The 12,864-nt window shown below is 73.7% G+C and carries 12 protein-coding genes; 2 read left to right on the top strand and 10 right to left on the bottom strand.

Features of this window, described 5'->3' with window-relative positions:
- Position 1: 1 nt before the first annotated feature.
- The gene (ndk, locus tag IR170_RS04765; protein WP_193661368.1) at positions 2-409 is read right to left on the bottom strand and encodes a nucleoside-diphosphate kinase; all 408 of its coding nucleotides are present in this window, start codon (positions 407-409) and stop codon (positions 2-4) included.
- Positions 406-1,128: a pyridoxamine 5'-phosphate oxidase family protein gene (locus IR170_RS04770; protein ID WP_319804907.1), complete on the bottom strand. Its 723-nt coding sequence runs from the start codon at positions 1,126-1,128 to the stop codon at positions 406-408. Before IR170_RS04770 ends, ndk begins: the two co-directional genes overlap by 4 nt.
- Before the next feature lie 21 nt (positions 1,129-1,149).
- Between IR170_RS04770 and pdxR the strand changes: the two genes are divergently transcribed.
- Positions 1,150-2,535 (top strand): MocR-like pyridoxine biosynthesis transcription factor PdxR, encoded by a 1,386-nt coding sequence (gene pdxR, locus IR170_RS04775; protein ID WP_193661369.1) that lies wholly within the window; start codon positions 1,150-1,152, stop codon positions 2,533-2,535.
- Positions 2,536-2,547: 12 nt separating this feature from the next.
- Here pdxR and IR170_RS04780 read toward each other — a convergent pair whose 3' ends face one another.
- The 3 genes from IR170_RS04780 to IR170_RS04790 are packed head-to-tail and all read right to left on the bottom strand — an operon-like array spanning position 2,548 to position 5,366.
- A complete protein-coding gene (locus tag IR170_RS04780) occupies positions 2,548-2,922 on the bottom strand; it encodes a DUF4233 domain-containing protein (RefSeq protein WP_228942296.1) in 375 nt (124 codons plus the stop codon).
- Entirely contained in the window at positions 2,919-4,358 is a 1,440-nt protein-coding gene (locus tag IR170_RS04785) for a bifunctional folylpolyglutamate synthase/dihydrofolate synthase (protein WP_193661370.1), read from the bottom strand. The genes IR170_RS04780 and IR170_RS04785 overlap by 4 nt, the downstream gene beginning before the upstream one ends.
- Before the next feature lie 12 nt (positions 4,359-4,370).
- On the bottom strand, positions 4,371-5,366 hold the full coding sequence (locus tag IR170_RS04790; RefSeq protein WP_193661371.1) for a GNAT family N-acetyltransferase: 996 nt from the start codon (positions 5,364-5,366) through the stop codon (positions 4,371-4,373).
- 90 nt (positions 5,367-5,456) lie between these two features.
- On the opposite strand from IR170_RS04790, the gene valS reads away from it, so the two are divergent.
- A complete protein-coding gene (valS, locus tag IR170_RS04795; protein ID WP_193661372.1) occupies positions 5,457-8,105 on the top strand; it encodes a valine--tRNA ligase in 2,649 nt (882 codons plus the stop codon).
- A gap of 79 nt (positions 8,106-8,184) precedes the next feature.
- On the opposite strand, the gene clpX is transcribed toward valS, so the two are convergent.
- The 5 genes from clpX to IR170_RS04820 form a co-directional block, all read right to left on the bottom strand.
- Positions 8,185-9,468 carry an ATP-dependent Clp protease ATP-binding subunit ClpX gene (clpX, locus tag IR170_RS04800; protein ID WP_056863746.1) on the bottom strand — a complete coding sequence of 428 codons (1,284 nt, stop codon included), beginning with the start codon at positions 9,466-9,468 and terminating at the stop codon, positions 8,185-8,187.
- Positions 9,469-9,670: 202 nt separating this feature from the next.
- A complete protein-coding gene (locus tag IR170_RS04805; protein ID WP_056863745.1) occupies positions 9,671-10,276 on the bottom strand; it encodes an ATP-dependent Clp protease proteolytic subunit in 606 nt (201 codons plus the stop codon).
- 4 nt (positions 10,277-10,280) lie between these two features.
- Complete coding sequence (locus IR170_RS04810) at positions 10,281-10,883, bottom strand: ATP-dependent Clp protease proteolytic subunit (protein WP_056864552.1); 603 nt, start codon at positions 10,881-10,883, stop codon at positions 10,281-10,283.
- 149 nt (positions 10,884-11,032) lie between these two features.
- Entirely contained in the window at positions 11,033-11,521 is a 489-nt protein-coding gene (locus IR170_RS04815; RefSeq protein ID WP_193661373.1) for an SRPBCC family protein, read from the bottom strand.
- 51 nt (positions 11,522-11,572) lie between these two features.
- Positions 11,573-12,757, bottom strand: coding sequence for an esterase/lipase family protein (locus IR170_RS04820; RefSeq protein WP_193661374.1), 1,185 nt, complete (start codon positions 12,755-12,757; stop codon positions 11,573-11,575).
- Positions 12,758-12,864: the final 107 nt, after the last annotated feature.

Genomic DNA, 12,864 nt, shown 5'->3' on the forward strand with positions numbered 1-12,864 from the left:
CTCAGAGGCCGGGGAACCAGATCGCGATCTCGCGCTCGGCGGACTCCGGGGAGTCGGAGCCGTGCACGAGGTTCTCGCGGTTCGACAGCGACAGGTCGCCGCGGATGGTGCCGGGGGCGGCCTTGCGGCCGTCGGTGGCGCCGTTGAGGGCGCGCACGACCTCGATGGCCTCGTCGCCCTCGAGCACGAGCGCGACGAGCGGGCCGCTGGTGACGAAGGTGCGCAGCGGCGGGTAGAAGTCGCGCTCGACGTGCTCGGCGTAGTGCTCGTCGGCCTTCGCGGCGTCGATGAGGCGGTGCTCCATGGCCACGATGCGCAGGCCCTTGGCCTCGAAGCGGGAGAGGACCTCCCCGACCAGTCCGCGCTTGACGGTGTCGGGCTTGAGCAGGACGAGGGTGCGCTGGGTCATGTTCCGCACCCTAGCGAGGCCCGGCCCGCCGCGACCCGCCGGAGCACGTCGGCGGGCACCGGGGCGTCGGTGAGCGGGTCGCTGACGGCCTCCCCCAACCGGCGTACGACGGGCACGTGCCCGCCCCACGTGCCGGCCTCGACGTCGGCCTCGTCGTCGACGGGCCCCTCGGCGCGCACCTTCATCGAGGCCTCGTGCAGCGGCACGGCGAGCACCGCGGTGGCGGCGACCTCCTTGCGGGTGCTGGGCCGCAGCGTGGCCGCGCGACCGGGCACCATGTGGTCCACGGTGAGGTCCAGGGCACGCGCCTTCTCGGCGGGGTCGGTGACGATCCGGGCGGGGCCGACCACGACCACGGAGCGGTAGTTCATGGAGTGGTGGAAGGCCGAGCGGGCGGTGACGAGGCCGTCGACCTCGGTGACCGTGACGCAGACCGTCGCCCCCTCGGAGCGGGTGAGCCAGCGGGCCGCGACCGAGCCGTGCACGTAGAGGGTGCCGTCGTGGTCGGGCCCGTCGAGGTCGACGGCGAAGGCGACCGGCAGCACCAGCGGGTGGTCGCCCACGTCGACGCCGAGGTGGGCGACGAGGGCGTCCTGGAGCAGCGCGTGCATGGCGGCGCGGTCCTCGACCGCGCGACTGCGACCGCGGGTCACGGTGGTGCGCGGCGTGGGCGAGAGCGGGGTGGGCGAGCGCGGGGCGGCAGGGGCAGGCGTGGACACGACGTCCAGCCTCGCCGTTGAATGGCCCTCGCACACGTGCCACTCCTCGACCAGATCGGCAGGCCACTCGTGACGACGACACTGCCCGTGCACCTCGACCGCCGCGCCGCCGACCCGCTCGGGGTGCAGCTGGGCGACCAGGTGCGGGCGCTGGTCGCGCGGGGAGCCCTCTCCCCCGGCGACCGGCTGCCCAGCAGCCGCGCCCTGGCCGCCGACCTCGGGGTGGCGCGCACGGTCGCCGAGCAGGCCTACGCCCAGCTGGTGGCCGAGGGCTGGCTGGAGGGACGCCACGGGTCGGGCACCTTCGTCACCGCCCTCCACGCACGGGTCGCACCGCCGCCCGCGCGGCCGGCTCCCGCACCCCCCGGCCCGGCGCTGGTGCGCCTCGACGCCGGCACCCCGTGGATCGACCCGCGCCACCGGGCGGCCTGGCGGCGCGCGTGGCGCGAGGTGTCGGCGAGCCTCCCGCCCCGCGGCTACGACGACCCGCGTGGCCTGCCGGAGCTGCGGGAGGCCCTGGCCGAGCGGCTCGCCCGCACGCGGGGCCTGGTGCTCGACCCCGACGAGGTGCTCGTCACCGCCGGCACCACCGACGGGCTCCGCCACCTCCTGGGCGTCCTCCCGCCCGGCCCGGTCGGCGTCGAGGACCCCGGCTACCGCGCCGCGGTCGAGACGGTGCGCGGCACCGGCCGCGAGGTGCGTGACCTCCCCGCGCTCGCCCCCGTCGACGACCTCGCCGGCTGCGCCGCCGCCTACGTCACCCCCGCCCACCAGCACCCCCTCGGTCCGCCGATGCCCGCCGCGCACCGGCTGCGCCTGCTCGAGGCCGCGCGGCGCGCCGACGCCGTCGTGGTGGAGGACGACTACGACTCCGAGTTCCGCTACGACGTCGCGCCCATCCCCGCCCTGGCCGCACTCGACCGCGACCGGGTCGCCTACCTCGGCACCACCAGCAAGACCGTCGCCCCCAGCCTGCGCCTGGGCTGGCTGGTGCCGCCGGCCCACCTGGTCACGGCCGTGTGCGAGCGCCGGGCCGCCACGCACGACGCGGCCTCCTGGCCCGCCCAGCGGGCCCTGCTCTCGCTGCTGCGCGACGGCTACGTCGACCAGGTCGTCCGCTCCGCGCGCCGCACGTACGCCGAGCGCGCGGCCCGCGTCGTGGCCGCGCTCGCGCCCCTCGGGGAGCCGGCCGGCCCCCCGGCGGGCATGTACGTCACAGTGCCGCTCGACGCCGACCGCGCGCAGGCCGCCCAGGACGCGGCGCGGGCCGCGGGCTTCGACGTGCCGCTGCTGGCCGACTACGCCCGCGGCTCGGGGGCGACCGGGCTGGTGGTGGGCTTCGGCGGCTGCACCGACGCCGAGCTCGACCGGGCCCTGGCCGCGCTGGCGGGTGCGGCCCGGGGGTGACGCCCGGGAGGGCTAGACCGGCTCGGGTCCGCCGTCGCGCTCCAGGGCGGCGTAGGCCGCGGCGCGCTCGCGCTCGATCTTGACCCCGAGAAGGACGGCGGTGCCCCACAGCAGCGCGAAGACCGCGCCGAGGAAGAACATGATCGGCACCACGAAGCCGAGCAGCACCGCGGCCGCCTGCACCACCCAGCCGGCGGTGTAGGCCCACTCCGCGCGCAGCATCCCGGCCAGCAGGACGCAGGCGACGGCTAGCCCCAGGCCGATGGCCAGGCCGACGCCGGTGGAGACGTCGGTCAGGGTCAGCAGCACCGGGGTGGTGAGGCCGAGGGTGATCGCCTCGAGGCTGAGGATCGCGGCGCACATGCCGCGCTTGGGCGAGCGCTTCACTGGTCGTCCTCCTGCTCGAGCTGCTGGTCGATCTCGCGGCGGGCCACCCGCTGGGCCTGCGTGCCGCGCTCGCTGACGAGCAGGCCGCGGGCCTCGCCGGCGGTGACGACCGACCCGGTCACCAGCACCGCGCCGGAGCCGAGCGGGTCGCCGAAGGCCTCCCCGGCCTCGGCGAGCGCGGCGGCGGCGTCGAGGGCCTCGGCCAGGCGGGGCACGACGGTGACCTGGTCGTCGTCGAAGATGCCGCGCGCGATCTCGGCGAGGTCCTCGGCGGGCAGGGCCCGGTCGGTGGAGCTCTGGGTGCACACGACGTGCGAGAGGTGCGGCTCGAGCGCGGAGAGCAGGCCCTCGGCGTCCTTGTCGCCCATGACCCCGACGACCCCGATGAGCGGGGAGAAGGTGAAGGAGTCGTCGAGCGCGGCGGCCAGGGCCTCGGCGCCGTGGGGGTTGTGCGCGGCGTCGAGCACGATGGTGGGGCTGCGGCGCACGACCTCGAGACGCGCCGGCGAGGTCACCTCGGCGAAGGCCGCGCCGACGAGGTCGGCGTCGAGGGGCTGCTCGCCGCCGACGAAGGACTCGACCGCCGCGAGCGCCACGGCGGCGTTCTGGGCCTGGTGGGCGCCGTGGAGCGGGAGGAAGACGTCGTCGTAGCGCGCCCGGAGGCCCTGCAGCGAGAGCACCTGGCCGCCGACGGCCGGGGTGCGGGCGGCCACGCCGAAGTCGAGGCCCTCCTGCACGACCTCGGCACCGACCTCGGCGGCGCGCGCGAGCAGCACCGCCGCGGCCTCCGGCGTCTGCTGGGCCAGCACCACGCGCGAGCCGGCCTTGATGATGCCGGCCTTCTCGGCGGCGATGGTGTCGGGCCGGTCGCCGAGGTACTTGGCGTGGTCGACGGCGACGGGCAGCACCACGGCCACCGCCGCGTCGGCGACGTTGGTCGCGTCCCAGGCCCCGCCCATGCCGACCTCGAGCACCGCGACCTCGACCGGGGCGTCGGCGAAGGCCGCGAAGGCCATGCCCACCACGGTCTCGAAGAACGACAGCGGGTGCAGCTGGTCCTCGTCGACGAGGTGGGTGTAGGGCGCCACGTCGTTGAAGGCGCGCACGAAGGCCTCGTCGTCGAGCGGCTCGCCGTCGATGCTGATGCGCTCGTTCATCCGCTCCACGTGGGGGCTGGTGAAGCGGCCGGTGCGCAGGTCGAGCTTGCGCAGCAGGGTGTCGATCATCCGCGACGTGCTGGTCTTGCCGTTGGTGCCGGTCAGGTGCACGACGGGGTAGGAGCGCTGCGGCTCGCCGAGCAGCTCGGTGAAGGCGGCGATCCGGTCGAGCGAGGGCTCGAGGCGGGTCTCGGGCCAGCGCGAGAGCAGGGCGTCCTCCACCTCGGAGAAGGTCTCGGCGAGGCGGGGGACGTCGGGTGTCGCAGGGGTCTGGGTCATCGCCCTCCCAGTCTAGGAGGTGGCCCCGGTGGGATCGCCGCCCGCCGCAGGGCCCGGGGTCGGGCCCCGGGTCGGGCCCCGGGTCGGGCCCGCGTCGGGCTCCACCAGCAGGTTGGCCATGTCGACGACCGGCTCGAACCCCAGGGCGGTGTAGACGTGGTTCGAGACCGGGTTGGCCCGGTCGGTGAAGAGGCAGGGCCGGTGCCCGTGGTCCAGCGCCCGCGCCGCCACGGCGGCCACCGCGGCGGCGGCGTACCCGTGGCCGCGGTGGGGGGCCGGGGTGTAGACCGGGCCGATGCGCAGCACCCCGTGCGCCGGGGCGTTGTGGCCGGTGAGGTGGACGACGCGCCCCTCGGCGTCCTCCCAGACCCACAGCAGACCCGCCTCCGTGCGGCGGGCCACCTCGGCGCGGTCGACCACGTCCACGGTGTCGTGCTCGGGCGTGCGGCCCGCCTGCGCCGCCGCGTCGACGTGGAACGCCGCGAACCAGCCCGCCAGCAGGTCGAGGTCCCGCGACGTCGCGGCCCGCAGCCGGCCCTCGGGAGACCGGGGCGCCACGAGGTCGCGCAGCTCGAAGAGCCGGGTCTGCTCGTGCACCCGCACCTCTCCCCCGCCCCCGGCCGCCAGCACCTCGCACAGCACCCGGGTCGCCGGCAGCGCACCGTTGGCCGCGCGCACCTCCTCGCCCCCCTCGAGCAGCAGGCCGGCGAGGGCCCGCGCGGCGACCTCGCTCATGGGCAGCACGAAGAGCGGCCAGGGCGCGAGCGGCGCGGTGCGCATCGCGGCGGAGACCACCGCACCGTCCTCGCGCACGAGCGCCCACCAGCACGGCCGGCCGGTCCCGGTCCAGGGCTCGCCGCGCTCGGCCGCCTCGACGGCCCGGCGGGTCACGGAGGCCACCACGGTCGCCACCACCGGGTCGGCGGCGAGCACCGGCTCGGCCGCGGCGAGGAAGGCGGCGGGGTCGGTGAGCAGCTCCACCGTCGTGCGGACGCTCGCGTCGGACATGCCCGGCAGGCTAGGACGGTGCCGCTGACCAGCGCTAATGGTTTCGGGAACCGATTTCAGGGTGACGACCGGCACCCGTAATCTGGGCCCATGACCGAGACCCAGTCGCCCCAGGCCCCCGACACGACGAGCGCGACCCGCGCCGTCGTCGTACCGGACAAGCCTGCCCTGGAGGGTCTCGAGGCCTCCTGGAGCCAGCGGTGGAAGGCCGACGACACCTACGCCTTCGACCGCACCCAGCCGCGCGAGAACGTCTTCTCCATCGACACCCCGCCCCCGACGGTGAGCGGCAGCCTGCACGTCGGCCACGTCTTCTCCTACACCCACACCGACCTGGTCGCCCGCTTCCAGCGCATGCGCGGCAAGTCGGTCTTCTACCCCATGGGCTGGGACGACAACGGCCTGCCCACCGAGCGCCGGGTGCAGAACTACTACGGCGTGCGCTGCGACCCCTCGCTGCCCTTCGACCCCGACTTCGAGCCGCCGGCCAAGCCCGACGCCAAGAAGCAGGTGCCGATCAGCCGGCCCAACTTCATCGCGCTGTGCGAGCGGCTGGTCGAGGAGGACGAGAAGGTCTTCGAGACCCTCTGGCGCACCCTCGGGCTGTCGGTGGACTGGAAGCAGCACTACACGACCATCGGTCCGAAGGCCCAGACCGTCAGCCAGCGCGCGTTCCTGCGCAACTACGCCCGCGGCGAGGCCTACCTGCAGGAGGCCCCCACCCTCTGGGACGTCACCTTCCAGACGGCTGTCGCCCAGGCCGAGCTCGAGGCCCGCGAGTACGCCGGCGCCTACCACCGCGTCGCCTTCCGCACCGTGGCCGCCGACGGCTCGCCCGGCGAGGCGGTCCACATCGAGACCACCCGGCCCGAGCTGATCCCCAGCGTCGTCGCCCTCATCGCCCACCCCGACGACGAGCGCTACCAGCCGCTCTTCGGCACCCACGTCACCAGCCCCGTCTTCGGGGTCGAGGTGCCGGTGCTGGCCCACCCCGCCGCGGAGATGGACAAGGGAGCCGGCATCGCGATGTGCTGCACCTTCGGCGACCTCACCGACGTCACCTGGTGGCGCGAGCTCGACCTGCCGGTGCGCACCGTGGTCGGTCGCGACGGACGCTTCCTGCGCGAGACCCCCGAGTGGCTGGCGAGCGAGCCCGCCGCCGCGGCGTACGCCGACCTGGCCGGCAAGACCGCCTTCAGCGCCCGCGAGGCCGTCGTGGCCAAGCTGCGCGAGTCCGGCGACCTCGACGGCGAGCCCCAGCCCACCCAGCGCATGACGAACTTCTACGAGAAGGGCGACAAGCCGCTGGAGATCGTCGCCACGCGCCAGTGGTACGTGCGCAACGGCGGACGTGACGCCGGCATCCGCGAGGAGATGATCGCCCGCGGCGGCGAGATCACCTGGGTCCCGACCCACATGAAGCACCGCTACGACAACTGGGTCGGCGGCCTCAACGGCGACTGGCTGATCTCGCGCCAGCGGTTCTTCGGCATCCCCTTCCCGGTGTGGTACCCCCTCGACGACTCCGGCGAGCCCGACTACGCCCACCCGCTGCTGCCCACCGAGGCCGAGCTGCCCGTCGACCCCTCCACCGACGCCCCCCGCGGCTACGACGAGGCCCAGCGCGGCCAGGCCGGCGGCTTCATCGGCGACCCCGACGTCATGGACACCTGGGCCACCTCCTCGCTCACCCCGCAGATCGCGGGCGGCTGGGAGTCCGACGACGACCTGTGGCAGCGCGTCTTCCCGATGGACCTGGCCACCCAGGCCCACGACATCATCCGCACCTGGCTCTTCTCGCGCGTCGTGCGCAGCCACTTCGAGCACCACGCCGCGCCGTGGACCCACGCGATGATCTCCGGCTTCATCATGGATCCCGACCGCAAGAAGATGTCGAAGTCCAAGGGCAACGTCGTCGTGCCCGACGAGATCCTCACGAAGTTCGGCGCCGACGCCGTGCGCTGGCGCGCCGCCATGGCCCGCCCCGGCCTCGACTCGCCCTTCGACGAGAGCCAGATGAAGGTCGGGCGCCGCCTGGCCATGAAGGTGCTCAACGCCTCGAAGTTCGTCCTCGGCGGCGTCGGCGCCACGACCCTCAACGCCTTCGAGGTCTCCGAGCCCGTCGACTGCGCGCTGCTCGGTCGCCTCGCGATCGTCGTCGAGCGCGCCACCGAGGCCTTCGAGGCCTACGACTACACCACGGCGCTGGAGACGGTCGAGAAGTTCTTCTGGGAGTTCTGCGACGACTACCTCGAGCTGGTCAAGGAGCGCGCCTACGACGAGTCCGGCGGCGCCGGCGCGGCCTCGGCCAAGGCCGCGCTCGCCCTCGCGCTCGAGGTGCAGCTGCGCCTGCTCGCGCCCTTCCTGCCCTACGTCACCGAGGAGGTCTGGTCGTGGTGGCACCCCCGCGGTGACGCCGACGGCTCGATCCACCACGCGCCGTGGCCCACCGCCCTCGACCTCGGCGCACCGGCCGCGGCCGACCCGTCGACGCTGGACGCCGTGGCCCAGGCCCTGATCGGCGTGCGCGGCGCCAAGTCGCAGGCCAAGGTCTCGATGCGCGCCGAGCTCTCCCGCGTCGAGGTCGTGGGCCCCGAGGCCCTCGTGGTGGCCGCCGAGCGCGCCGCCGACGACCTGCGCCGCACCGGACGCATCACCGGCGAGCTGGTCTTCCGCAGCGACCCCGAGGCCACCGCGATCTCGGTGCGCGCCGAGCTCGCGGCGCCCACCGAAGGCTGAGCGGGCCCCACGCACGACGAGAACCGCCCCGGACCGACGGTCCGGGGCGGTTCTTCGTGCGTCGGGGTGCGACCCTGGATCAGGCCGACTTCTTCTTCTTGGTCTCGCTCTCGCGGGGCACCAGCGTGGGTGCCTCGTCACCGGTGACGACCGCTCCGGTGACGACGACCTTGGCGACGTCGCCGCGCGAGGGCACGTCGTACATCACGTGGAGGAGGACCTCCTCGATGATGGCGCGCAGGCCGCGCGCGCCGGTGCCGCGCTCCATGGCGTTGTCGGCGATGGCCTTGATGGCGTCGTCGGTGAACTCCAGCTCGACACCGTCGAGCTCGAAGAGCTTCTGGTACTGCTTGACCAGGGCGTTGCGGGGCTCGGTGAGGATCTGCACGAGCGCGGCCTGGTCGAGCTTGTTGACGCTGGCGATGAGGGGCAGGCGGCCGATGAACTCGGGGATCAGGCCGAACTTGGTGAGGTCCTCGGGGCGCACCAGCGCCAGCAGGTCCTCCTCCTTGCGCTCGGCCTGGGTGCGGACCTCGGCGGTGAAGCCCAGGGTCTTCTTGCCCACCCGCTGCTCGATGATGTGCTCGAGCCCCGCGAAGGCGCCGCCCACCACGAAGAGGATGTTGGTGGTGTCGATCTGGATGAACTCCTGGTGCGGGTGCTTGCGCCCGCCCTGCGGAGGGACCGAGGCGGTGGTGCCCTCGATGATCTTGAGCAGGGCCTGCTGCACGCCCTCGCCGGAGACGTCGCGCGTGATCGAGGGGTTCTCCGCCTTGCGGGCCACCTTGTCGATCTCGTCGATGTAGATGATGCCGGTCTCGGCCTTCTTGACGTCGTAGTCGGCGGCCTGGATCAGCTTGAGCAGGATGTTCTCGACGTCCTCGCCGACGTAGCCGGCCTCGGTCAGCGCCGTGGCGTCGGCGATGGCGAAGGGCACGTTGAGCATGCGGGCCAGGGTCTGGGCGAGGTAGGTCTTGCCGCAGCCGGTCGGGCCGATGACCAGGATGTTGGACTTGGCGACCTCGACCGCCTCGTCCTTGCTGTGCTTGCCCGAGACGGGCTGGAGTCCGGCCTGCACCCGCTTGTAGTGGTTGTAGACCGCGACGGCCAGCGACTTCTTGGCCTGCTCCTGGCCGATCACGTAGGAGTTGAGGAACTCGAAGATCTCGCGCGGCTTGGGCAGCTCGTCGAGGCTGACCTCGGCGCCCTCGCTGAGCTCCTCCTCGATGATCTCGTTGCACAGGTCGATGCACTCGTCGCAGATGTAGACGCCGGGGCCTGCGATGAGCTTCTTGACCTGCTTCTGCGACTTGCCGCAGAAGGAGCACTTCAGCAGATCGCCGCCGTCACCGATACGTGCCACGGGGTCATCCTCCTCGTTGCCGGCGCCGGGGCCGGGGTCCTACCTGTGCTGTCTGCCGGGTGCTGGGTGGAGCGGTGTGCTGCTGGGTCGGGCGCCGGGCGGGGCCGGGCGGGGCGACCCGACGACGGTACTCCCCCGCCGCCGCCACGAGGGCGGTGACACGAGGGTGGCCGTCGGGTCGCTCCGGGTGGAGCGGGGTGGCTCAGGCCAGGGCCGGGCTCTTGAGCGACTCGAGCACCGAGTCGATCAGGCCGTACTCCACCGCGGCCTCGGCGGTGAGGATCTTGTCGCGCTCGATGTCGCGGCTGACCTGCTCGATGTCCTTGCCGCTGTGGTCGCTGATCATCTTCTCGAGCAGCTCGCGCATGCGGATGATCTCGTTGGCCTGGATCTCGATGTCGGAGGTCTGGCCGAAGGTGCCCTCGGTGTAGGGCTGGTGGATCAGGATGCGGCTGTTGGGCAGCGCCATCCGCTTGCCCGGGGTGCCGGCGGCGAGCAGGATCGCGGCCGCGGAGGCGGCCTGACCCAGGCAGACCGTCTGCACGTCGGGCTTGATGAAGCGCATCGTGTCGTAGATCGCCGTCAGCGCGGTGAAGGAGCCGCCGGGGCTGTTGATGTAGATGCTGATGTCCTGGTCGGGGTTCATCGACTGCAGGCACAGCAGCTGGGCGATGACGGCGTTGGCCACGTCGTCGCTGATCGGCGTGCCGAGGTAGATGATGCGCTCCTCGAACAGCTTGCCGTAGGGGTCGATGCGGCGGAAGCCGTAGGAGGTGCGCTCTTCCCACTGCGGGATGTAGTAGTTCATGTCGTCAGTCCTTCTGCCGGGCCGGGCGGCCGTCGTCGGCGGCTTCGCGAGCGCTCTTGATGACCTGGTCGACCAGGCCGTACTCCTGGGCCTGGTCGGCGGTGAACCAGCGGTCGCGGTCGGCGTCGGCGATGACCTGCTCGACCGGCTGGCCGGTGTGCTCGGAGATGAGGTCGAGGAGCACCTTCTTGATGTGGAGCGACTGCTGGGCCTGGATCTTGATGTCGGAGGCCGAGCCGCCCATGCCCGAGGAGGGCTGGTGCATCATGATGCGCGCGTGCGGCAGGGCGTAGCGCTTGCCCTTGGTGCCGGCGCAGAGCAGGAACTGGCCCATCGAGGCGGCCAGGCCCATGCCGACCGTCGCCACGTCGTTGGGGATGTAGTTCATCGTGTCGTAGATCGCCATGCCGGCGTCGACCGAGCCACCCGGGGAGTTGATGTGGAGGAAGATGTCCGCCTCCGGGTCCTCCGCCGAGAGCAGCAGGAGCTGGGCGCAGATCGCGTTGGCGTTCTGGTCGCGCACCTCCGAGCCGAGGAAGACGATCCGCTCGCGCAGCAGGCGCTGGTAGATGTGGTCGTCGAGGACGTTGAGCCCGGCCCCGCCCATCGTGGGGCCGTGCGCCGAGGAGCTGGAGTTCTGGTTCACGTTGGCGACCCTAGCCCGTGCCACGGACACATCCACGCCTTATCCACCCCTGTTCGCCGACAGCGGATTTATGACCACCCGACGGGGTCCTGCGGGCTCCGGCGGGGGCCTCAGCCGCCCTCGGCGGCGACCCGGAGCAGCTCGACGCCCTCGCGCATGCCGGCCTCCAGCTCGTCGGCGTGCCCGGCCGCGCCCCCCAGCAGGGCACTCGCGAACAGCCCGCTGACCCGGGTCAGCGCACGCGGCACGGGCCGACGGTGGACCACCCGGGTGCCACCCGCCTCCGGGGCCAGCTCCCAGATCCAGCGCGCGCCGCTCGACGGGGTGTCCCAGGCGAGCACGCGCGGTGCCTCGACGGTGGAGACGACCGACCGGGTGGGCCACACGACCGGGCCGCGGCGGTTGACGCCGACGTACCACTGACCCGGGCGCAGGCCCCCGGGCTTGAGCGGCAGCATCCTGACGAGCTCGGGACTGCGCCGGGCCATGGCCCCGAGATCGGTCAGCAGCGCCCAGACCCGCTCCGGCGGGGCGGCGACGAAGGCCTCCGCGCGCAGCTCGCGGGCGGCGCCGGTCGCGGTGCTGGCCTCGGCATCCATGACGCGCAGCCTGCCACGCCGGCGGCCCCGGCGTCAGCCCTCCGACCGGGGCTACGACAGCCAGGTGGCGAGAGCGCCGTGGACGTCGGGGTGGTTGAGCAGTCCCCAGTGGTCGGTGCGCCCGACGTGGAGCACGTCGGCGCCGGGGAAGAGGGTGCGTCCGCGGGCGTCGCGGCCGTAGGCCGAGCGCGGGCGCACGAGCAGGTCGCCGACGAAGCGGCCCACCGGGTGGCCCTCCGACCCGCTCAGCGTGGCGGCGACGAGGTGGTAGCGGGCGTGCGGCAGCGGCGGCACGTCGTCGGTGAGCCCCGCGACCAGGTCGTGCACGCCCGAGGAGCGCCAGTCGAGGATCCGACCGAAGGCGGCGGTCTCGGGCAGCAGGCCCAGCCCGCGGCTGCCGTGGCCGACCCCCTTGGCCACCGGCGCCCCCAGGTGGGGGGTGCCGAGGGTGACCACGTCGCTGACCAGGCCCGTCCACGGCTGCGGGTGGTCGGCCGCCACCGCGCCGGCGGCGCGGATGACCAGCCCTCCCATGGAGTGGCCCACCAGGGCGATCCGCGTCACCGGCACGGGCCAGGCCTCGACGAGTCGCTGGAGCAGCGCCGTCATGGCCACGCCGTTCTCCCGCAGCGGCAGGCCGGTGTTGGCCCGCAGCACGATCGGGGTCCACCCGGTGGCGGCCAGCGCCTCGGGGTAGGTCTGGCGGCCCTCGTCGCGCCCGCGGTCCCAGTAGGAGTCGTCCTCGCACAGTCCGTGGAGGAACACCACGAGGCGCCCGGTGGCGTCGGGGAAGGCCGCCGACAGCCCGGCCTCGTCGACCTCGACGTCGCTGCCGTCGCGGCGCACCGCGAGCGGGATGGCCATCTGCGGGCGCTCACGCAGCAGCTTGTCGCCGATGAGGCCGTTGACCGCGGCGCTGAGGAAGCGGCCCTCGGGCCGTGACTCCAGGCGCGGCCCCGCCCCGGTGGCGGCGACCCGGTCGAGCCCGGTCGACGCGGCGCGCAGCCCGGCGCTGAGGCCGCCGTAGATCCCGCCGGCGATGCCACGGTGGGCCCGCTCCACGACCCCCGGCCCGCCGTGGGTGACCGCACGGCCGATGCCGTGGACCCGGTCGAGCACGGCCACGTGGGTGTCGCGGACGCTGCGCACCACCAGCTCGTCGGCCACCTCGCACAGCAGCGAGGCGGCGTCGAGCACCGAGGGGCCGGGCGCCGGTGTGACGGGGACGGGGCTCATGGCGCCCATGCTACCCGTCAGTGCACACCTGTGCACTCTCCTGGGGGGACGGGGGTACGCCGAGAGCCCGCCGGTCGCGACCGGCGGGCTCTCGGGGTGCAGCGGGT

Source organism: Nocardioides kribbensis, assembly GCF_015070375.1.
GTDB lineage: Bacteria > Actinomycetota > Actinomycetes > Propionibacteriales > Nocardioidaceae > Nocardioides > Nocardioides kribbensis.

What these genes read in the sequence shown, in the direction of transcription:
- ndk (WP_193661368.1), bottom strand. Translation starts at nt 409, where the DNA reads ATGACCCAGCGCACCCTCGTCCTGCTCAAGCCCGACACCGTCAAGCGC.
- pdxR (WP_193661369.1), top strand. Translation starts at nt 1,150, where the DNA reads ATGGCCCTCGCACACGTGCCACTCCTCGACCAGATCGGCAGGCCACTC.
- IR170_RS04785 (WP_193661370.1), bottom strand. Translation starts at nt 4,358, where the DNA reads ATGACCCAGACCCCTGCGACACCCGACGTCCCCCGCCTCGCCGAGACC.
- IR170_RS04790 (WP_193661371.1), bottom strand. Translation starts at nt 5,366, where the DNA reads ATGTCCGACGCGAGCGTCCGCACGACGGTGGAGCTGCTCACCGACCCC.
- valS (WP_193661372.1), top strand. Translation starts at nt 5,457, where the DNA reads ATGACCGAGACCCAGTCGCCCCAGGCCCCCGACACGACGAGCGCGACC.
- IR170_RS04805 (WP_056863745.1), bottom strand. Translation starts at nt 10,276, where the DNA reads ATGAACTACTACATCCCGCAGTGGGAAGAGCGCACCTCCTACGGCTTC.
- IR170_RS04810 (WP_056864552.1), bottom strand. Translation starts at nt 10,883, where the DNA reads ATGGGCGGGGCCGGGCTCAACGTCCTCGACGACCACATCTACCAGCGC.
- IR170_RS04815 (WP_193661373.1), bottom strand. Translation starts at nt 11,521, where the DNA reads ATGGATGCCGAGGCCAGCACCGCGACCGGCGCCGCCCGCGAGCTGCGC.
- IR170_RS04820 (WP_193661374.1), bottom strand. Translation starts at nt 12,757, where the DNA reads ATGAGCCCCGTCCCCGTCACACCGGCGCCCGGCCCCTCGGTGCTCGAC.